Here is a 19282-nt window from a genome sequence, read left to right as displayed (position 1 = left end):
TTCGCTGGAGTTAATGCAGTCGGATAAGATAGAAGACCGCATCCTGGCGTTAGAGCGCCTGGTGCATGATGATCCCACCATCGTGGACCAGCGCACGCCGGAGGAGGCGGCCCAGGTCCTCCAGGAACTGGAGGACTATTTAGCTGATCTTTTAGCCAAGCGCACCGTGGAAGAGCAGCTGGAGCAGAAAGTCAGTGCCAAGCTGCAGGAGCGGCACCTGGAGTACCTGAAGGAAGTCCGCATGCAGGTGCTCAAGGAAACGGCGGGACCTGATAACGCCCAGACTTTGAAGAAGTACGCGGAACTGGAGCTGCTGGAAAAGCGCAGCCTGGGCAGGGGGACCGCCGATCTGATGCGCCCCCAGCGGTTGGAAGAGGTGGTGGGGCAGGAGGAGGCGGTGAAGTCCCTGCTCACGAAGCTCAGCTCGCCCTTCCCCCAGCATGTGCTGCTCTACGGACCTCCTGGGGTGGGCAAGACCACCGTGGCCCGCTTGGCCCTCCAGTATGCGAAGGAGAGGGAATATACGCCCTTTAGCCCCGGTGCCCCCTTTGTGGAGGTTGATGGAACCACCCTGCGCTGGGATCCCCGGGAGGTGACCAATCCCCTCCTGGGCTCGGTGCATGATCCCATCTACCAGGGGGCCAAACGGGATCTGGCCGATGGGGCGGTGCCCGAACCCAAGCTGGGCCTGGTGAGCGAAGCCCACGGCGGCGTGCTTTTCATCGATGAAATCGGAGAAATGGATCCGGTCCTGCAGAACAAGCTCCTCAAGGTGCTGGAGGATAAGCGGGTGGTCTTCGAGTCCTCATATTACGATCCCCACGATCCCAACATCCCCAAGTACATCCACCAGCTCTTCACCAACGGGGCACCCGCGGATTTTGTGCTCATCGGGGCCACCACCAGGGATCCATCCGAAATCAGCCCGGCCCTGCGCTCCCGCTGTGCGGAGGTGTTCTTCAATCCCCTCACGCCCCAGGATATCGTGGAGATCGTCCGGGCCGCAGCTGAGCGCCTGGGGGTAAAGCTGGCTCCAGGCGTAGCGGAGCTGGCCGCGGAGTACACCATCGAAGGCCGGCGGGCAACCCGCCTCTTGGCCGATGCCCTGGGTGTAGCCCTCTACCGGGGCGGAGGCGGCCGGGGCGAAGCTGTGATCACCAAGGAAGACATGCAGGAAGTGATCCAGTCGGCCAGGCTCAGCTCGTACGTTTCCACCAAGGCTTCTGCCCGCAAAGAAGTGGGGCGCATTTTGGGCCTGGGCGTCAGCGGCTATGTGGGCTCCATCCTGGAAATTGAAGCGGTGGCCTTCCCCAGCAGGGAGCCGGGCAAGGGCCAGGTGCGCTTCAACGATACGGCAGGCAGCATGGCCAAGGATAGCGTGTTCAACGCGGCCTCGGTTTTCCGCGCCCTCACAGGCGAAGAGCTGAGCAGCTTCGATCTCCATGTGAATGTGGTGGGCGGCGGGAACATCGATGGACCTTCCGCTGGCGTGGCCATTTTGGCTGCGATCATCAGCGCGGTGAAGGGGCTGCCCATTCCCCAGGATATTGCGGTGACCGGGGAGGTTTCCCTGCGGGGCAAGGTGAAGCCCGTGGGGGGACTCCACGCCAAGATCTACGGAGCCAAACAGGCCGGTGTCAAGCGGGTCTTTGTGCCCAAGGAAAACCTGGACAACCTGCCCCAAACAGTGGAGGGTGTGGAGATCATCCCCGTAGAACATGTTCTGGACTTTTTGCAGGAGATTTTTCCCCAGGGCTTTCAGGCCAAACCGGCCTGGCCCTTGGCCAATTGAACCCAATACAAAGCACCCGGCTGAGATGAAATTTTCGTAAACGGCCGGGTTTTTTTCTGGGCCCCGAATTGCAGGCCCCGCTGCCTTGGTGTAGACTAGGGAAGGGTAGACTACATACGAAGGGGGGAGAAGTGAGTGGACAGTGGCTGGCGAAGTATGGAAGCGAGCAGTGACCCAGATGGGCGGCCGCGAGGAGTGAGCCCGCGCTCATTTCTCCCCAGTGCCGCTTCCTGAGCATGCGCTGCTCGTTTTTATACTCCACCATGAAAAATGGAAAGGAGGATAAAAACAATGGCAGTAATGATTGACCTTCGTGATCTGGAACGCTTGATTGCCGAGAGAAACCTCAAGGCTGTACGGGCCGAGCTGTCTGGGCTGCAGGATGCAGACATCGCGGCTTTGATGGAGGAGCTGAAGCGGGAGCATGTGGTCATGCTGTTCCGCTCCCTGTCCAAGGACCGGGCCGCGGAGATCTTCTCCTATCTTTCCAGCGAGATGCAGCAGTATATTGTGGAAGCCATCACCGACCAGGAAGTGGGCTCCATCATCAACGAGCTCTTTTCCGACGATGCCGCGGACTTTCTGGAGGAGATGCCCGCCAATGTGGTCAAGCGCGTGCTGCGCAACGCTTCCCCCGATGTGCGGGAGCTGATCAACCAGTTCCTGAAGTATCCTCCCCACTCCGCAGGCAGCATCATGACCGCGGAGTTTGTCGATCTGCGGAAAACCATGACGGTGGCCGAGGCCTTCCAGCGCATCCGGCGCACCGCGGTAGACAAGGAAACGGTCTATACCTGCTATGTCATGGACGATAACCGCCATCTGGAGGGCGTAGTCACCGTGCGGGAGCTGTTTATGGCCGAAGAGGATGCGGTGATCGGGGACATCATGGAAAAGAACGTGATCTTCGTCCGCACCGGCGACGACCAGGAAGAGGTGGCCGCGCTGCTCTCCAAGTACAACTTCATGTCCCTGCCGGTGGTGGATGAGGAGAACCGGCTGGTGGGCATCGTCACCTTCGACGACATCATGGAAGTTATCCACCAGGAGGCTACGGAAGACTTCCAGAAGATGGCGGCCATGGCCCCTTCGGAAAAACCTTACCTGAAGACCAGCGTTTTTGCCTTGGCCAGAAACCGCATCGTCTGGCTGCTGATCCTCATGATCTCGGCCACGGTAACAGGCCATATCCTGGGGAAATATGAGGCGGCGTTTGTGTCCCTGCCCATCCTGGTGACCTTTATCCCCATGCTCACCGACACCGGCGGCAACACCGGTTCCCAAAGCTCCACCCTGGTGATCCGCGGTATGGCCCTCAATGAGCTGAGCATCAAGGATGTGGGGCGGATTCTCCGCAAGGAGCTCAGCGTGAGCGCGCTGATTGGTGCCGCCCTTTCGGCAGCCAACTTCCTGCGCATTCTCTTGATGCACCCAGGCAACCATTCCATGGCCCTAGCCGTGTCCCTGGCCCTCTATGCCACGATCATGATCGCGGCCACCATCGGCAGCATGCTGCCCCTGGCCGCGAAGGCAATAAAAGCGGACCCAGCCATCATGGCTGCGCCCGTTGTGACCACCTTGGTGGATGCGGCGGCCCTGATCATCTATTTCAAGATCGTAGATCTGCTCCTGCTGTGACCCGGGCACCGGGTGCCGGGCGGAAGCTGAAGATTTCCGGCTCAATACCCGTGCGCCGCTGATACTCACTTTGCACATGCTCCTTAAATGCGGGCAGGCTGGTTTGGGGCACCAAGGCTATGGTGCATCCGCCGAAGCCTGCCCCTGTCATTCTGGAGCCCAAAACTCCGGGGACCTCCAGGGCCAGCTCCACCAAAAGGTCCAGTTCCCGGCAGCTCACTTCGTAATCATCCCGGAGGCTTTCATGGGAAGCATTGAGCAGGCGGCCGAACTTTTCCAGATCCCCAGCTTTCAGGGCGGCCACGCCCTCAAGCACCCGCGCGTTTTCCGTCACCACATGGCGGGCCCGCTTGGCTAAGGGATCGGGGAGCTCATTGACCAGGTTCAGGTGCTCTGCACCCACATCCCTTAGGGCCTTGATCCCGGGGATTCTCTCCCTCAAGAGCTGCACCGCTTCTTCACACTGCCTGCGGCGGGTGTTGTACTCGGAACCCGCCAGCCCCCGGCGCACTCCGCTGTTCACCACGGCAACCGCCAGGCCCCGCTCGGCCAAGGGCAGGGGCACCGCTTCATAGTCCAGGGTGCGGCAGTCCAAAAAGAGCGCATGATCCTCCTGCCCCAGCATGGAGGCGAACTGGTCCATGATCCCGCAGGCCACGCCCACAAATTCGTTTTCCGCCTTCTGGGCCAGCTTAACCAGATCCACCGCATCCAGCCTCCAGCTGTGGAGGGTGGCCAAAAGCAGCGCAGCTGCCACCTCCAGGGCCGCCGAGGAAGAAAGGCCCGCCCCCTGGGGAACATTGCCCTGGATAACGAGATCCGCGCCTTGGGGCTTGTACCCCAGCTTCTGGAACTGCCAGAACACGCCCTTCAGGTAGTTGGCCCAGGGATTTTTCTCGCTGGGGGCTATTTCCTCCAGCAAAAAACTCTCCTCCGCAGCATAGTTTAGGGAGTAGAGGTTCACCTGGCTTGTGCCATTGAGCGCGCCGGCGATCTGGATGCCCGCATCGATGGCCATGGGAAAGACGAAACCGTCGTTGTAATCCGTATGCTCTCCCAAGAGGTTGACCCTCCCGGGACCCCACGCCACCGCGGCGGGCTGGGAATGGGGAAACCTGGCCCTAAACTCCTCAAGCAGCCTTCCTGCCTTAAGTTCAGCCATGCTCTTTCTCTCCCCTCAGTTGGGCAGCCTGATCCTCTGGAGTCATGTCGGTGATAAAGGTCCCTGCCCCCGATTCCACGCCCGCCAGGTACTTCAGTTTGGTCGCGGTACGGTTCAGGGGGTAAAACTCAAAGTGGAAATGATAAAAGGGATAGTCACCCTTGGTTGGCGCCTGGTGGAGCGCCATGATGTAAGGCAGGGAGAACCCAAACAGGCTGTCGTATTTGACTAATACCTCTTTCAGCAGGCAGGCTAGGGACTCCTGCTCCGCGGCGTTCAGCTGGGGAAGGCTTTGCACATGGCGCCGGGGATAGATATGCACCTCAAAGGGGTAGCGGGCGAAAAAGGGCACAAAGGCGCAGAACTCCTCGTTTTCCCCGATGATGCGCCGCCCGTCCCCCAGCTCTTCCCCGAGGATTTGGCAGTAAAGGCACTGCCCCGTGGAGCTGTGGTGCTCCTGGGCGGAGTCCAGCTCCTTTTGGATCACGGGGGGAATGAAGGGGAAGGCGTAGATCTGCCCGTGGGGGTGGTGCAGAGTCACCCCCACCGCATCGCCCTTGTTCTCGAAGATAAATACATAGTGAATGCCAGGTTTGGCCCCCAACTCCAGCCAGCGGTCCGTCCAGACCGCGATCAGGTTAGCGATGCGCTCCACCGGCTCCTGGGCCAAGGTGGAGTGGTGGTCGGGGGAGTAGAGGACCACCTCGCACATCCCTTCCGCCGGGGCGGTGCGGTACAGTTCGCTGCCCCCGATCTCCACAGGCGGTGGGGGCTGCCGCAGGGAAGGGTACTTGTTCTGCAGCACGGCGATGTCATAGTCCTCCGCCGGTATCTCCGTGGGAAACGCCCCGGGCTGGGTGGGGCAGAACGGGCAGAAATCCTCCGGGGGTTTATAGGTTCGGTCTTGGCGGTGGGCAGCCACAATCACCCACTGCTTCAGCTGGGGGTTCCAGCGCAGTTCGGACATGTGCTCACTTCCTGATCCTTCTTTTTTTGCGCAAAGGTGTAAAAGATAATATAGCGTCCATCATCTTTGATCTGAACCTGCTTTTCCACACTTCCACCTCCCGCCCTCCCGTCTATTGTACAAAAAAGTTCCGGGCCTCTTCAAGGGAATTGCCCGCCGTCGGGGAAGTAGTATACTGAACACAACTGACGTGGAGGGAAGGAAATGCGTAAAGTAGTGCATACGGAAAAGGCCCCCGCAGCCATCGGCCCCTACAGCCAGGCGATTAAGGCGGGCAATTTGCTCTTCATCTCGGGGCAGCTGGGTGTAGATATGGCCAGCGGCGAGATTCCCTATGACTGCGTGGCCACCCAGACCAAAAATGCCCTAACCAACCTGGAGAGCATTGCCCAGGCTGCCGGCACCAGCCTGCAAAAGGCGGTGAAGGTGACCGTATACCTCACCGATATGGCTGATTTTGCCACCATGAACGAAGTTTATGGCGGCTTTTTCCCGGAGAACCCCCCGGCCAGGGTGTGCGTCGCGGTGAGCGGGCTGCCCAAGGGGGTTACCGTGGAGATAGATGCCATCTGTCTGTGTGAGAATTGAGCGAGCATAAGGGAGGAAGCGCCATGCCCAAACTGAAGGTGGGCGTACTTTACGGAGGGCGTTCAGGGGAGCACGAGGTTTCGCTCCTCTCGGCCCAGTCAGTGATCAATGCCCTGGACAAAGAAAAATACGAGATCGTACCCATGAAAATAGATAAGGACGGCCGCTGGCTGGACGGGATCATCTACGCGGATCCCACCCGCAACTCCGGCCTGGATGTGGTTTTCCCCGTGCTCCACGGCCCCTACGGCGAGGACGGGACTATCCAGGGCCTCTTGGAGCTGGCCAATCTGCCCTATGTGGGGGCGGGTGTTGCCGCTTCGGCGGTTTCCATGGACAAAGCCTTCATGCGGGTGCTTTTCCGGCAGGCGGGCCTGCCGCTCCTCCCTTGGGAAGTGGTGTTCAACTACCAGTGGCAGGGTGATCCCGCTGGCATCACCCGGCAGCTGGAGGAGTCTTTGGGCTACCCCATGTTTGTCAAGCCGGCCAACCTCGGCTCCAGTGTGGGCGTGACCAAGGTCAAGACCCGCAGCCAGCTGGCCCCCGCCCTGGAGCTGGCCCTCAGTTTCGACCGCAAGGCCGTGATCGAAAAGGGGCTGGAGGGAGCCAGGGAGATCGAATGCAGCGTGCTGGGGCACAGGGAGCCCCAGGCCTCCATTCCCGGGGAAATAGTACCGGCCAATGAATTTTACGACTACGAGGCCAAGTACCACAGCGAGGATTCGGAACTGATCATCCCCGCCCGCTTAAGCGGGGAGCAGATCAGGACCATTCAAGAGTATGCCTGCCGCGCCTTTAAGGCGGTGGACTGCTCGGGCCTGGCCCGGGTGGATTTCTTCGTGGACCGGCAGGGCGGAGTGCTGGTGAACGAGATCAACACCATGCCCGGTTTCACCAAGATCAGCATGTATCCTAAACTCTGGGAGCGGTCTGGTCTGTCTTACCCGGCCCTTCTGGACCGTTTGATCGAGATCGCCCTGGAAAAGTACCGGGAGCGCCAGGCCCTGCGCACGAGCCTCTTCGAGGCAGGTGACGACCGGGCCCCATGATCATCGAGGACTTATGGAAGTACTACGGCGATGAACTTGTTTTCCGGGAAGTTACCGCAACCATAGGACCCGCGGACCGCATCGGCCTGGTGGGGGCCAACGGCGTGGGGAAGACCACTTTGCTCCGGATCCTCGCGGGAAATCTCAGCCATGATCGGGGCCGCTTGAGCTGCCCCGGGGGCTACACCGTGGGATTTTTGGAGCAGCTGCCCCCCGGGGAGGGAGGGACCCTGGAGGAGTTCCTCAAGGAGCCCTTTGCCGCCCAGATCGAGCTGGAGCAGAGCCTGCGGCAGCTGGAGCAAAAGCTCGCTTCCCTGGAGCCCGGGCCCGCCCTGGAGGAGGCCCTGGGGCGCTACTCCCGGCTGCGGGATCGCTTCGAGCATGGGGGCGGGTATGATTACCTGGTGCAGATCAACCAGGTGTTAGCCGGTTTGGGCTTTGCTGATGAAGATCTCCCCCGGCCCCTTTCCAGCTTCAGCGGCGGAGAGCAGATGCGCATCAGCCTGGCCCGCCTGCTTTTGGACCGTCCGTCTCTTTTAATTTTGGACGAGCCCACCAACCACCTGGATCTGGAGGCCACCCGCTGGCTGGAAAGCTTCCTGGCTGGTTATCCCCGGGCCTTCATCGTGGTCTCCCACGACCGCTACTTCCTGGACCGGATCGCCCAGGAAATCTGGGAGCTCCACGGAGGAAGGCTCTACCGGTACAAGGGGAACTACTCCCAGTACCTGCCCCAGCGGGAGCTGCGCCTGGCCCAGCTGGAGGAAAGCCTGGAGCGGCAGCAGGAGGAAAGGGCGCGCATGGAGGCTTTCATCCAGAAGTTTAAGGCGGGAACCCGCTCCCGGCAGGCCAAGAGCATGGAGAAGAAGCTGGCCAGGCTGCCGGAGCTGGAACGGGTTCTGGATGATCCCAGCATGACCATCCGCTTTGAGCCCAAACGGCGTTCCGGGGAAAAGGTGGCCGTTTTGGAGGATGTGGGCAAAGCTTTTGGGGATAAGGAAGTGCTGCGGGGCATATCCGCGGAAGTGAGGCGGGGAGAGCGCATTGCCCTTCTGGGCCCCAACGGCAGCGGGAAAACCACCCTGCTCAAGATTCTCGCGGGTAAGCTGGAGTTCCAAGGTGCCGTGCGCTGGGGCGCGGGCGTGGAGCTGGGCTATTTCTCCCAGCAGATCAGCTTCGACCCGGAGAACACGGTGCTGGAGGAGCTTTACGGGGAACACCGGCTGGAGCTGGGGGTGCTGCGCTCAGTTCTGGCCAGGTTCCTCTTCCGGGGGGAAGATGTGTTTAAGCAGACCACTATGTTAAGTGGTGGTGAACGCAATCGCTTAGCCCTGGCCAAGCTGCTTTTGCACCGCCCCAATGTGCTGCTGCTGGACGAACCCACCAACCATCTAGACATCTTTGCCAGGGAAGCTCTGGAAAGGGCCCTGGCGGAGTTCAGCGGCACCATCATCTTCGTGTCCCACGACCGCTATTTCATCTCCAAACTGGCCACCAAGGTCTGGGCGCTGGAAGCCGGCAGGCTGCGGGAGTATGCCGGGGGCTATGAAGCCTACGAACAGGCCCGGGCCATCCAGGCCGCAGAGCGCGGGGCCAAAGGGCCCAAGCCCGCGGCGGAAAAACCCCGCCGCCCTTCGGCCAAAAGCAGGGAGCAGCTGAAGCTTCTCGAAGAGGAGATCGTGGCCCTGGAAGAGCGGGTGGCTGAACTGGAGGCGGCCTTAGCTTCCCCCGAGCTTTACCAAGATGAAAGCCAAAGCGTACCTGTAATCCAGGAATACCAAGAGATGCAGGCCCGTTTAGCGGAAAAGTATGCAGCATGGGAGTGCTTAGTGGAAGCACAGGAGGAGGAATGAGTATGCCCGGCCAGAGAACCAGAGGGGTGCTCCTCAAGGGCGTGGAGGGGCTGCCCATTCAGGTGCCCCAGGCAATCCTGCACAGCCAGGCGCGCCTAGGCCCCGTCGCCACTTTGGTCTGGATCAATCTGCTAGCTTTGGCTCAATTGGGCAGGCCCCTGAGGATCGACGACCTCACAGAGAGCCTGGGGCTCCCCAAGTGGGAGGTGAGCAAGGCCCTGGCCCTTTTGGCCGATGAAGGGTGGATCAACGATGAAGGCCTGGAGATCCAGCTGGCCATCCCGGAGCTGGCTGAGGCCGCAGCCGCCGAAGAACAGGCGGAGCCCGTTGAGCCCGAGGCCTTCGAATGGCTGGTGAGCTACTGGTCTGCCCGGGTGGCGCCTGCCTCCCCAGAGGAGATGCGCAAGCTGCTGTACTGGATGGAGGTCAAGGCCCTGTCCCACGAAGTGATTGCCGTGGCGGTGGAGGAGATGCTGATCCAAGCTGCCCAACCCAGCTTTCCCTACCTGGAGGGTATTCTGCGCAACTGGCATGCCGCGGGCATCCGCACCTACAACGATCTGCTGGAAAACTCCCACCTCACCAAGGTGCTGGGCCCCATTGCCGGCCGCAGGGAGCTGAGCCCAGCAGAGAAAAAATGGAAAGAGGTATTCCCCGATGAATTCGAGTGAAGTTATGCAGGATTTCGACCTGCCCATGGATCTGGCTGCGGAAAGGCAGGTTCTGGGAATTCTCATCAAACATCCGTCCCAAGTGGACCAGGTGGCGGACCGCCTGCGTCCGTCCCACTTTGTGGATCTGGGCCACCGGCGGATCTACGAGATCATTCTCGATCTCTATCACAAACAGGGGCGCATCTCCTACAGCCAGATCTACAACCGCCTGGTGGCGGAGGGCGTTGAATCCCCCGCGGAGCTGCTCATCGCCCTCACCGAATCTTTCGTCTCCCTAAGCGAACTGGAGCCCTGTGTGGAGATCCTCATCCGCCAGGAGGGCCTCCGGCGGATCATCAAGGCCTGCGATACCATTAGGGCCATGGCCCTGGATCCCAAGGCGGAGGATCTGGCGGCGCTCCAGGCCAGGGCCCAGGAACTCATTTTCGACGCCACCCAGGCCCAGGGCGGCCCGGAAAACGAAGTGAAAAACCTCCTGGAGGTTTTGAGCCAGTGCTACCTCAACCTGCTGCGCCGCCGGGAAGGCCAGGAGGATGCCTACGGGCTTTCGGTGCGCTTCCCGTCCATCGACGGCATGACCACTGGCTTTAAGAAGAAAGATTTGATCATCCTGGCGGCCCGCCCCAGCATGGGGAAGACGGCGCTGCTGTTGAATATGGTAACTAACGTAGCCAAGCGGGGCATCCCGGTGTTGGTGTTCAGCTTGGAGATGGACGCGGAGCAGCTGGGGGACCGCATCGTCCTCAGCGAGCTGTTCACCTACAAACAGGACGGACAGCACGTGGTCTCTGCCCACGAGTACCAGACCAAGCTCAGCGACGAGCAGTTCCAGCTCACCCAGAAGGTGTTCAATGACCTTTATCATCTGCCCATCGCCATTGTGGACAAACGGGGTTTGACCGTGGCGGAGATCAGGGCCAAGGCCCGCCGCTTCAAGGCGGAAAACCCCGATCTAGGCCTGATTGTCATCGACTACCTGCAGCTGATCAAGCCCCCCGGCAACGCCAACCGCAGCTGGGCCCTGATCGTGGGCGAGATGGTGCGGGAGCTGCGGGATCTCGCGGGGGAGCTGGATGTACCTTTGATCCTCTGCTCCCAGCTGAACAGGGGCGTGGAAAGCAGGGAGAACAAACGCCCCATGATGAGCGACCTCAGGGATTCGGGGAACATCGAAGAATTCGCCGACGTGGTCATGTTCCTCTACCGCGACGATTACTATTACCCAGAGCTGGCCCGGGAAAAGGGCACCGAGGGTCTGGCGGAGGTAATCTTTGCCAAGCAGCGTAAAGGGGCCACCGGTGTGGTACAATTGAGATTTATAAAGGAATACACCCGCTTTATTGAAGAAACTAAACGACAGGTGGAGGTGGCCCATGGCGCTAGATAGGGAGCTGGATAAGACCAAGGTGATGTTCATCGATACCTGCCGGCGCCTGCTGGAGCTGGGGGAGCTGAGCGAGGAGGAGTACTTGGGCATCTGCGATCTTTTGGATCGTTTAGATGAGCTGGACAAGGAAAGCTTTGAGCAGGAGCTGCGCCGCATCAGCAGGGGCTTGAGCGATCTGATCAGCTAGAGGTGAAAGCGTGTCGCAACTAACCAGTCCATCGTATGTAGCACGCCTCCTGCGGGAGCGGGGGCTTGGCGCCAAGAAGGGCCTGGGTCAAAACTTCTTGGTGGATCAAAATATAGTCAGGCGCATCCTGGAAAGCGCTGCCCTGACCGGGGAAAGCTGGGTGTTGGAAATAGGCCCCGGCCTGGGGGCCCTCACCAGCGGGCTGGCGGCAAGGGCGGCCCATGTGGTGGCGGTGGAGATCGACGGGGAGCTGGCCGCGGTGCTCAAGGAGATCCTGCCAAATCCCAAGATCACCATTGTGGAGGGCGACGCCCTGGGCCTGGACTGGCAGGAGCTCCTCGCAGGGGCGGGCTGGCGGGGCGAGTCCTTAAGCCTGGTGGCCAATCTGCCCTACTATATCACCAGCCCCCTGATCATGAAGGCCCTGGAGTGCGGCCTGCCCTTTGCGAGCATCTTGGTCATGGTGCAAAAAGAAGTGGCCGAGCGCATGCTGGCGGCCCCGGGGAGCAAGGACTATGGGGTGCTCTCCCTGGCCGTGCAGTACTACGCCGCAGGCTCCCTGGTTTTGAAGGTGCCCCGCACCGTGTTTCTGCCCGCCCCGGCCGTGGATTCCGCGGTGGTGAAGCTGGAGCCCCGGCCCCCTCAGGTCAGCGCGCCCCGGCAGGAGCTCTTTGCGGTGATCCGGGCCGCCTTCCAGCAGCGGCGGAAAACGGTGCGCAACGCCCTGAAAGCCTTGGTGGCGGAGTGGGGCTTGAAGCTAGAGCAGCTGGATGAGGCCCTGGCCAGCTGCGGGATTGAGCCCACGGAGCGGGGGGAAAACCTGTCGTTGGAGGAGTACAGCAAGCTTACGGAAGAACTGCTGAAGGGAGTGTGAACAGTGGAGTTCATCAGCCCCACGAAAGGACGCCTTTCCTTTGAAGAAGTATTTGCCGACATCATGGCCTATGCAGCCGAAAGCCCCGATGACAGCTATCGACTCATAGTGGGGACTGATTCCCAGATCCGGGACGGCACCTGCTTTGTCACCGCGCTCATCGTCCACCGCTTGGGCAAGGGAGGCCGCTTTTTCTACACCCGCAGCTATGAAGACCATGTGCGCGCCTTGCGGCAGAGGATCTTCTTTGAAGCTTCCTTGAGCCTGAGCGTAGCTTCCCGCCTCGCGGAGAAACTGGCGGAGTCGGGGCACGAGTTCGACATGGAGATCCACCTGGATGTGGGCAGCAACGGTGCCACGAAGTCTTTGGTGAAGGAAGTTGTGTGCATGGTGAACGGCTCCGGCTTCCTGTGCAAGGTCAAACCCGACTCCTACGGAGCCTCCAGCGTGGCAGATCGTTATACAAAATAAATGTTCCCCCCTTGACATGGGCCTGGAGCCTTGGTACAATATTCGTTTATTGACAACCGCCTGCATTTGTGGTACAATGAATTCGACAAAATGCGAGAAGGCGGTGACCGAGGTGGCTGGGGAAGTGAACAGTATCCAGCGGATCAGGCTGGATTTAGAGTCATGTGTGGGCAAACGGGTCAAACTCCGGGCCAACCGGGGCAGAAAGAAGATCGTGGAGGCGGAGGGCATCATCGAGAACACCTACCCCAAGCTCTTCGTGGTCAAGCTCGACGATTCCCACTCCCTGGACCGTTTGTCCTACACCTATGCCGATGTTTTGACCAAGACAGTGGAAGTCACTGTCGGTGATTGTGTAATCGGACAGAACTCAGCCGCCAATGAATAGATAAATACAGCCCAAGGCACCGGTTGCGGTGCTTTTTTCTTTGCCCCCTTCATAAACATCACTGAAGGGGGTGGGGGAGTTGTGGCAGCTGAAAAGGCGCCTGGGCAGCCGCATCCTGCGTTTGGGCTGCCGGGGCCCGGATGTGCGGGAGCTCCATGCCTTCCTGCGCCGCCAGGGCTATGATCTGGGCGAGGAAACACACTACGGATACCTGACTAAGGACGCGGTGCGGCAGTTCCAGCGGGACCACGGTTTGGCCGCCGATGGCATTGCCGGCAGGCGTTTTTTTGCTTTAGTCCTCAAGGAAGACCTGCCCATCCGCCGGCGGGTTCACGTGGTCCAGCCCCAGGAGGACTTGGCAGACATTGCCGCACGGTACGGAGTGGGTACCGAAGCCTTCGGCCGCTTTGCCGCCCAGGGCATCTATCCAGGCCAGCGCCTGGTCTTTTTTGATCGGGAAGTGTGGGGGATCTGCCGCGGCGGCTCCCAGCCGGAGCGGGGGGGACTGCCCCTGACCGGGGTGATCTGCTGCCAGCCTCCCCAGGCTCCGCTGGAGCTGCCCTGCCTGCTCCGCCCCCAGGAGCTGGAGTGGGATGTGATGCACATCCACCGGGCTCTGCAGACTCCTAAGCGCCGCAAAAAGGCGGCTGAGCTTTTCCTGGCCGCCCTTGAGCAGGTTCCCGGGGCCTGCGGGCTCTATCTCCCCTGGCGGGCAATTGCCCAGCTTGACGGAGTCCGCTATTTGAAACTCCTCCAAGGCCTGAAGCGGGCCCTGGGCCGCCGGGCCATGCTCTGGGTGGAGCTGGGGTCCGGCATCCCCCCTTGGACCATCTGGGGCGGGGTTGATTACGCCCAGGTGAACGAGGTGGCCGACCGGGTGGTGCTCCGCCTGGCCCGGCCAGAAGAGCCCGGCCCCCTGGTGGCCCTGGAACCCCTCCAAGCGGAGCTGCCCGCTGTACTCAAGGCGGTCCACTCCTGGAAAATCCTGCTGGATGTGCCGGTCTACGCGGTGGAATGGGAGCTGGGGCCGGAGGGCCTGCGCTGCACGGAGCTCTCCCACCAGAAGGCCCTTTCTAAGGCTTTGCGCCGGGGAGCCCGGCTGAAGCGGGGCGAGCAGGGCGACCTGCACTACAGCTTCCACAGCCGGGGGGCGCGCCATGAAATCCATCTTCCCCAGCAGACAGCCTTGGCCGAGCTCTGCCGCTTGATCAACCAGCGCAACCTGGCAGGGGTGATCCTGGATGGTCTGGGCCTGGAAGACCCCAGGATCTGGGAGACACTGCGCTCCCATTTCCGCACCGCCGCCCTGAATATTTGCGGGCAATAGACATGTTTTGCGGGCTGTTCTCATAGATATTAAGGAAAGTTGGCGGAAGCCTACGGCAAAAAAGGGGGAGAGAGATGAGCCTCAGTGTAAAAGAAAACCGCATCGCGGCGGTGAATCGCGTGGGGGAAAACACGCTGCAGACAGTCCTCCAGGGCAAGGTCGACCTGCCCAGCACCGCAGCTCCCGTCGGCAGGATAGTGTGGGTAAAGGGCGTTCCCGTTTTGCATTCCGCTGCCCCGGATCAAGACCGGGTCTATGTACAGGGAGCGGTGGATCTGACCATGGTCTATGCCCCCGAGACGCTGGGGGACGAACCGGCGGGGCTGAAGCGGGTGGAATGGCCTGGTGCCCTCCCCTTTGATGCCCATGTGGAAGTGCTCGGTGCGGAGCCGGAGGCCCTGGTCAAGGTCAAGTTGGCTGTCCTGGCCTGCGAGTGGGAGCTGGCCCCGGGGCAGTTCTCGGTGGATGTGGATCTCATCCTAGCCGTGACCGCCACCGTGGATCAGGTCCGGGAACTTAAGGCCATCAGCAGTGCCAACCTGGCCAAACCAGTCAAACTAACCACAGATGGGGTGGTGCTCACTCCAGTGCCCCCGCCTGTGGAGCTCCAGGTGGCGAAGCAGGTCACCGGCATGCTGGAATTCGACCTGGACGAGGACGATCTGGTGCGCACCGTTTTGGACCTGGAGGCCCAGGTCAAGCTGGAAGAGCCCGCCTTCAAGGATGGGGAGATGGAAGTTCGGGGCTGGGCGGCCCTGAGCCTCCTCTACGAAACCGAAAACTTCACGGTTAAGGCCCGGGAGTTCAACCAGGTGCTGGCCTTTGAGCTGAACTTCACGCACCCTGGGCTGGAACCCGGCATGACGCTGGAACCTCGCCTGGAGAGCCGCTGCGAAGGCTTTGTGGTCAACGACGGCCGCAGCCTCAGGGTGGAACTGGGCCTGGGAGGTGTGCTCCTGGCCAAAAAGCCCCAGGCGGTGCAGGTGCTGACCGAAATCTCGGCACCCGGGGGGATGGTGGAAACCCGCAAGGAACTGCTGGCCGCGGACAGCTTCGTGAGCCAGAAGGAGCAGCAGGCGGTGGTCCGGGGTTTGATTGAGCTGGGCGAGAACAATCCGCCCATGCGGGAGATCCTCAAGTGCCGGGCCGCGGCTCACCTCACCGACTATGATGTGGAAGAAGATAAGCTGACCATTGAAGGCGTGCTGGATGTGGAGATCTTCTACCTGGCCCATTCAGAGGAAGATATCAAACCCCTCTTCCGCGGGTATTTGCCGGAGGCGCTGCCCGTTTCCCAGACCCTGGCGGTGCCAGGTTTGGAGCTGGGCATGCAGCCCCGCATAGAGCTGGAGGTGGTGGCGGCCCGGCCTGATTTGATCAACCGGGAGACTCTGGAAGCCGCGGTCACCCTCCGCTACCGGGTGGAGGTCTTGGAATACCTGGAGGTGGAAGCGGTGGTGGAGGCGGTGGATGTGGAGCCCCTGCCGGAGGATCCGCCCACCTTGACCTTTGTCTTTGTGCAAAGTGGCGATACCGTCTGGAAGCTGGCCAGGCGCTACCACACCACGGAAGAAGCGATCCGCCGGGTCAACCCCAGCCTGCAGGATGGGGAGGCGGAGCCGCAGCCCGGCGAACACCTCTGTATTCCCAGGTAAGAAGGGCGGCGGGCGCTGCCGATGCAATGGACCTCTCTGGGGTCCATTTTTCTTTTGCCGGGCATACTACCCCTAGCGAGAGGGCAGGGGGGATGGATGTGCTGGCGCTTTTGATGGCAGCTCTCTCTGGGATACTCATGGCCCTGCAGGGGTCGCTCAACTCCGCGCTGGGCAAGGCCGTGGGGCTGTTGGAGGCAACTTTCATCGTGCAGGTGGTGGGCTCCATCTCCGGTGGAGCCCTGCTCCTTGTGGGGCTGGGCCGGGGCAGCCTGCTCAATTACGGGAAGGCTCCCTGGTACACCTACCTGGGGGGCCTTTTGGGAGTGGCCATTGTCTATCTAGTGGTTTCCGCCATAGCCCAGGCCGGGGTGGCCAATGCCACCACCGCGATCATTTTGGGGCAGGTGATCACCGCGGCGGTGGTGGATTACTTCGGCTGGTTCGGTGTAGAACAGGTACCCTTCAGCCTCTGGAAGGGGCTGGGCATCCTGCTCATGGCCGCCGGCGCCTGGCTGTTATTGTCCCGATGAGGGCAGGAGGAATTTTCTGCTCAGTGCGGAAATAAAGCTAGGACAGGAGGCAGACCATGGACCAGATTTCCCTGCGGGCCTACGCCAAAGTCAACCTCACTTTAGATGTGGTGGGGCGCCGCCCCGATGGCTATCATCTCTTGGAAAGCGTGATGCAGTCCGTTTCCCTGGCGGATACGATCACCCTAAAGAGGAGGCCCCAGGGTACTATCATCCGCAGCGATCATCCCGAGCTGCCCCTGGATGAGCATAACACGTGCTGGCGTGCTTTCACCGCCTTTGCAGGCTTCACCGGGCTGGAGGGCGGTGTCGAAATTTACATCCACAAAAGAATTCCCCTGGCCGCAGGTTTGGGAGGAGCCAGCGCCGATGCTGCCGCAGTTCTCCACGGGTTGCATAGAATATACGGGGCCAAGCTCAGTTTGGCCCAGCTCCAGGAGATCGGCCTGCAGGTAGGTGCAGATGTGCCCTTCTGCCTGCAGGGGGGGACCTGTCTGGTGCAGGGCATCGGGGAGAGGGTCCAGGCTCTGGCTGCTTTTCCCCGGGCCAGCTTGGTGCTGGTGAAGCCAGGTGCGGCTGTGTCCACTGCCGAGGTGTATCGAAGGCTGCAGCCCGCAGTCCACGGCACCAGGTTCACCGCGGAACTGCGCCAGCTGCTCCAGCAGGGCCGGGGCCTGCCGGAACTGGCGGGGGTTTTGGGGAACGTCCTGGAAACGGTGACCGAGGCGCTGGTCCCGGAAGTGGTTTTGTGGAAGGAGCGCCTTTTGGCCCAGGGCGCGCACGGCGCGCTCATGAGCGGCAGCGGGCCCAGCGTTGTGGGTATTTTTAGCGCCCCGGACCGGGCCCTAGGCTTTCAGGAGCGCTTTGCAGGCCAGGCCGAGATCTTTGTGGTGGAGCTGACGGATGTGGGAGTGGAGGAAATCGACGGAGGAGACCGATGAACATGAAAGTGGATGCCGTAGTTTTGGCGGGAGCTCCAAATAGCGGTCAGCTGCAGGAAGCGGATGCTGCCAAGTGGGAAGCGGCCATTCCCATCCACGGCAAACAGATGGTCAATTACGTGGTGGAGGCTCTGCAGAACTCGCAGCACGTGGCCAGGACGGTTGTGGTGGGACCGCTGGAAATCAGAGATGCGCTGCCGCCCGGCGTTACCTTTGTGCAAAACGGAAACAGTCTCCAGGAGAACATCTTTTTGGCCATGGATCGCCTGGAGAAAAAGAACAAGGTGCTGCTCATCACTTCAGACATTCCCCTGGTCCATGCCGAGGCCATCGATGACTTTTTAGAGCGCTGCGGCGATCTTCAGGGGGATGTGTACTACCCCCTCATTTCCAAGGAAGCCAATGAACAGATGTTTCCGGAATCGCAGCGCACCTACTTCACCCTCAAAGAGGGCTGTTTCACCGGGGGCAACTTGATTTTAGCCAGCCCGCAGGCGATCATCAACTCCCGCTGGGTGATGGATGATGTGTTTTCCCAGCGCAAGAAGCCCTGGAAGCTCGTGCGCATGCTCGGGTTTGTTTTCATTCTTAAGTTCCTTGCCAAGCAGCTGTCCATGGGCGAGCTGGAAAAGAGGGCCAGTTCCATCCTGGGCTACAAGGGCGTGTTCATCATCTCGCCCTATCCGGAACTGGGCACCGATGTGGATAAGCCCAGCGATTTGCAGCTGGTGAGAAAAGCCCTGGAGCCTGTGCAGGGCAAAGAAGCCTAACACTGGAGGTTGAACATGGCTGAAGCAGCGGCAATCATCCTGGCTGCGGGACAAGGCACGCGCATGAAATCCCAGCTGGCGAAGGTGCTGCACCCCTTGGCAGGCCTGGAGCTGGTGAACCATGCGGTACGCAATGTGCGCCTGGCCCAGTTTGAGCCGATCATTGTGGTCGTGGGCTTCCAGGGGGAAGCCGTCCGGGCAGTACTGGACCGGGATGTGGTGGTGGTGGAGCAGGAGGAGCAGCTGGGCACGGGGCACGCGGTGGATCAATGCCGGGACGCTTTGCGCGCCTTCGACGGGCCCGTGCTGGTCACCTACGGCGATACCCCCCTGTTCAGGAGCGAAACCTTCAGGCAGCTCTTGGAGTATCACCTCAAGGAGCAGGCGGCTGCCACGATTGTCACCGCGCATTTTACCGATCCCACCGGCTACGGGCGGATTTTGCGGGATGAAAACAACCAGGTGTTGGGTGTGGTGGAGCATAAGGATGCCTCGCCGGAGCAGCGTCTGATCCAGGAGATCAATACCGGAACTTATCTGTTCCAAAGTAAATTGCTCTTCCATTATCTAACCCAGATCACCCCCGATAACGCGCAGGCCGAGTATTACCTCCCCGACGTGCTGCCGCCCATGCTGGCCGACGGGCACAAGGTGGCCGGCTTTGTCCTTGCTGATCCGGCGGAAAGTTTGGGTATCAACGACCGCCGGCAGCTCGCGGAGGCGGAGGCCATCTTGCGGGACCGGATCTGCCGCCACTGGCAGGAGCGGGGAGTGACCATCATCGACCCCGCTTCCACCTGGATCGAGTGGGACTGTGAAATAGGTCAAGATACGGTGCTTTATCCTGGGTGTCTGATCCAAAAGGGGAGCAAGATCGGGGAGAACTGTGTGATCGGCCCTTACTGCCGGCTGTCCGGGGCAGTGATTCCCAGCGGCGCGGTGCTGGAGTATGCGGTTGTGGTGGACAGGACCGTGGGCCAAGCCGAGCGTATCCTGCCGTTTTCCTTTCTATCTAAGTAAATCCTTTGG

The 19282-nt window shown here is 60.9% G+C and carries 19 protein-coding genes; 17 read left to right on the top strand and 2 right to left on the bottom strand.

The annotated features are described in order from the left end of the window. A partial coding sequence (gene lonC, locus ACE4YL_RS07460) for a Lon family ATP-dependent protease (RefSeq protein WP_461367179.1) occupies nt 1-1792 on the top strand: 1792 nt, incomplete at its 5' end. A 291-nt stretch (nt 1793-2083) separates the two neighbouring features. Beyond that, the gene (gene mgtE, locus ACE4YL_RS07455; protein WP_461367080.1) at nt 2084-3430 is read left to right on the top strand and encodes a magnesium transporter; all 1347 of its coding nucleotides are present in this window, start codon (nt 2084-2086) and stop codon (nt 3428-3430) included. Here mgtE and ACE4YL_RS07450 read toward each other — a convergent pair. Both ACE4YL_RS07450 and galT read right to left on the bottom strand, forming a co-directional pair. Beyond that, complete coding sequence (locus tag ACE4YL_RS07450) at nt 3402-4592, bottom strand: galactokinase (protein ID WP_461358052.1); 1191 nt, start codon at nt 4590-4592, stop codon at nt 3402-3404. The genes mgtE and ACE4YL_RS07450 overlap by 29 nt on opposite strands. Next, entirely contained in the window at nt 4585-5559 is a 975-nt protein-coding gene (galT, locus tag ACE4YL_RS07445) for a galactose-1-phosphate uridylyltransferase (RefSeq protein ID WP_461358053.1), read from the bottom strand. The genes ACE4YL_RS07450 and galT overlap by 8 nt, the downstream gene beginning before the upstream one ends. 204 nt (nt 5560-5763) lie before the next feature. Between galT and ACE4YL_RS07440 the strand changes: the two genes are divergently transcribed. The 15 genes from ACE4YL_RS07440 (at nt 5764) to ACE4YL_RS07370 (ending at nt 19273) form a co-directional block, all read left to right on the top strand. Beyond that, entirely contained in the window at nt 5764-6147 is a 384-nt protein-coding gene (locus tag ACE4YL_RS07440) for a RidA family protein (protein WP_461358054.1), read from the top strand. A 23-nt stretch (nt 6148-6170) separates the two neighbouring features. Beyond that, entirely contained in the window at nt 6171-7196 is a 1026-nt protein-coding gene (locus ACE4YL_RS07435; protein ID WP_461358055.1) for a D-alanine--D-alanine ligase family protein, read from the top strand. Further along, nucleotides 7193-9049, top strand: a complete 1857-nt coding sequence (locus tag ACE4YL_RS07430; RefSeq protein WP_461358056.1) for an ABC-F family ATP-binding cassette domain-containing protein — start codon at nt 7193-7195, stop codon at nt 9047-9049. The genes ACE4YL_RS07435 and ACE4YL_RS07430 overlap by 4 nt, the downstream gene beginning before the upstream one ends. 2 nt (nt 9050-9051) lie before the next feature. Then, nucleotides 9052-9720: a DnaD domain-containing protein gene (locus ACE4YL_RS07425; protein WP_461358057.1), complete on the top strand. Its 669-nt coding sequence runs from the start codon at nt 9052-9054 to the stop codon at nt 9718-9720. Continuing rightward, entirely contained in the window at nt 9707-11110 is a 1404-nt protein-coding gene (locus ACE4YL_RS07420) for a replicative DNA helicase (protein WP_461358058.1), read from the top strand. Before ACE4YL_RS07425 ends, ACE4YL_RS07420 begins: the two co-directional genes overlap by 14 nt. Next, the gene (locus ACE4YL_RS07415) at nt 11097-11297 is read left to right on the top strand and encodes a hypothetical protein (protein WP_461358059.1); all 201 of its coding nucleotides are present in this window, start codon (nt 11097-11099) and stop codon (nt 11295-11297) included. Before ACE4YL_RS07420 ends, ACE4YL_RS07415 begins: the two co-directional genes overlap by 14 nt. 10 nt (nt 11298-11307) lie before the next feature. Next, nucleotides 11308-12171 (top strand): 16S rRNA (adenine(1518)-N(6)/adenine(1519)-N(6))-dimethyltransferase RsmA, encoded by an 864-nt coding sequence (gene rsmA, locus ACE4YL_RS07410; RefSeq protein ID WP_461358060.1) that lies wholly within the window; start codon nt 11308-11310, stop codon nt 12169-12171. 3 nt (nt 12172-12174) lie between these two features. After that, nucleotides 12175-12642, top strand: coding sequence for a ribonuclease H-like YkuK family protein (locus ACE4YL_RS07405; RefSeq protein ID WP_461358061.1), 468 nt, complete (start codon nt 12175-12177; stop codon nt 12640-12642). 112 nt (nt 12643-12754) lie between these two features. After that, nucleotides 12755-13030 carry a Veg family protein gene (locus tag ACE4YL_RS07400; RefSeq protein WP_461360049.1) on the top strand — a complete coding sequence of 92 codons (276 nt, stop codon included), beginning with the start codon at nt 12755-12757 and terminating at the stop codon, nt 13028-13030. Nucleotides 13031-13109: 79 nt separating this feature from the next. Further along, nucleotides 13110-14357, top strand: a complete 1248-nt coding sequence (locus ACE4YL_RS07395; RefSeq protein ID WP_461358063.1) for a peptidoglycan-binding protein — start codon at nt 13110-13112, stop codon at nt 14355-14357. A gap of 74 nt (nt 14358-14431) precedes the next feature. Continuing rightward, nucleotides 14432-16012 carry a DUF3794 and LysM peptidoglycan-binding domain-containing protein gene (locus tag ACE4YL_RS07390; RefSeq protein WP_461358064.1) on the top strand — a complete coding sequence of 527 codons (1581 nt, stop codon included), beginning with the start codon at nt 14432-14434 and terminating at the stop codon, nt 16010-16012. A 92-nt stretch (nt 16013-16104) separates the two neighbouring features. Next, nucleotides 16105-16542, top strand: coding sequence for a DMT family transporter (locus tag ACE4YL_RS07385; RefSeq protein WP_461358065.1), 438 nt, complete (start codon nt 16105-16107; stop codon nt 16540-16542). A 56-nt stretch (nt 16543-16598) separates the two neighbouring features. Beyond that, a complete protein-coding gene (gene ispE, locus ACE4YL_RS07380) occupies nt 16599-17483 on the top strand; it encodes a 4-(cytidine 5'-diphospho)-2-C-methyl-D-erythritol kinase (protein ID WP_461358066.1) in 885 nt (294 codons plus the stop codon). Continuing rightward, on the top strand, nt 17480-18253 hold the full coding sequence (locus ACE4YL_RS07375) for an NTP transferase domain-containing protein (protein ID WP_461358067.1): 774 nt from the start codon (nt 17480-17482) through the stop codon (nt 18251-18253). Before ispE ends, ACE4YL_RS07375 begins: the two co-directional genes overlap by 4 nt. A gap of 15 nt (nt 18254-18268) precedes the next feature. Continuing rightward, nucleotides 18269-19273, top strand: a complete 1005-nt coding sequence (locus ACE4YL_RS07370) for a bifunctional UDP-N-acetylglucosamine diphosphorylase/glucosamine-1-phosphate N-acetyltransferase GlmU (protein WP_461358068.1) — start codon at nt 18269-18271, stop codon at nt 19271-19273. The last annotated feature ends 9 nt before the right edge of the window (nt 19274-19282 follow it).

The organism is Candidatus Darwinibacter acetoxidans (assembly GCF_041936445.1).
Taxonomy (GTDB): domain Bacteria; phylum Bacillota; class Limnochordia; order Darwinibacteriales; family Darwinibacteriaceae; genus DTU010.
Note: the sequence above shows the minus strand (reverse complement) of the source record. Positions and strands in the feature narration are given on the sequence as shown.

Bases quoted from the DNA above. Each gene is read 5' to 3' on its own strand.
- ACE4YL_RS07430 (WP_461358056.1), top strand. From the start codon at position 7,193: ATGATCATCGAGGACTTATGGAAGTACTACGGCGATGAACTTGTTTTC.
- mgtE (WP_461367080.1), top strand. From the start codon at position 2,084: ATGGCAGTAATGATTGACCTTCGTGATCTGGAACGCTTGATTGCCGAG.
- ACE4YL_RS07390 (WP_461358064.1), top strand. From the start codon at position 14,432: ATGAGCCTCAGTGTAAAAGAAAACCGCATCGCGGCGGTGAATCGCGTG.
- ACE4YL_RS07440 (WP_461358054.1), top strand. From the start codon at position 5,764: ATGCGTAAAGTAGTGCATACGGAAAAGGCCCCCGCAGCCATCGGCCCC.
- galT (WP_461358053.1), bottom strand. From the start codon at position 5,559: ATGTCCGAACTGCGCTGGAACCCCCAGCTGAAGCAGTGGGTGATTGTG.
- ACE4YL_RS07375 (WP_461358067.1), top strand. From the start codon at position 17,480: ATGAACATGAAAGTGGATGCCGTAGTTTTGGCGGGAGCTCCAAATAGC.
- ACE4YL_RS07415 (WP_461358059.1), top strand. From the start codon at position 11,097: ATGGCGCTAGATAGGGAGCTGGATAAGACCAAGGTGATGTTCATCGAT.
- ACE4YL_RS07435 (WP_461358055.1), top strand. From the start codon at position 6,171: ATGCCCAAACTGAAGGTGGGCGTACTTTACGGAGGGCGTTCAGGGGAG.
- ACE4YL_RS07370 (WP_461358068.1), top strand. From the start codon at position 18,269: ATGGCTGAAGCAGCGGCAATCATCCTGGCTGCGGGACAAGGCACGCGC.
- ACE4YL_RS07420 (WP_461358058.1), top strand. From the start codon at position 9,707: ATGAATTCGAGTGAAGTTATGCAGGATTTCGACCTGCCCATGGATCTG.
- ispE (WP_461358066.1), top strand. From the start codon at position 16,599: ATGGACCAGATTTCCCTGCGGGCCTACGCCAAAGTCAACCTCACTTTA.
- ACE4YL_RS07385 (WP_461358065.1), top strand. From the start codon at position 16,105: ATGGATGTGCTGGCGCTTTTGATGGCAGCTCTCTCTGGGATACTCATG.
- ACE4YL_RS07425 (WP_461358057.1), top strand. From the start codon at position 9,052: ATGCCCGGCCAGAGAACCAGAGGGGTGCTCCTCAAGGGCGTGGAGGGG.
- ACE4YL_RS07450 (WP_461358052.1), bottom strand. From the start codon at position 4,592: ATGGCTGAACTTAAGGCAGGAAGGCTGCTTGAGGAGTTTAGGGCCAGG.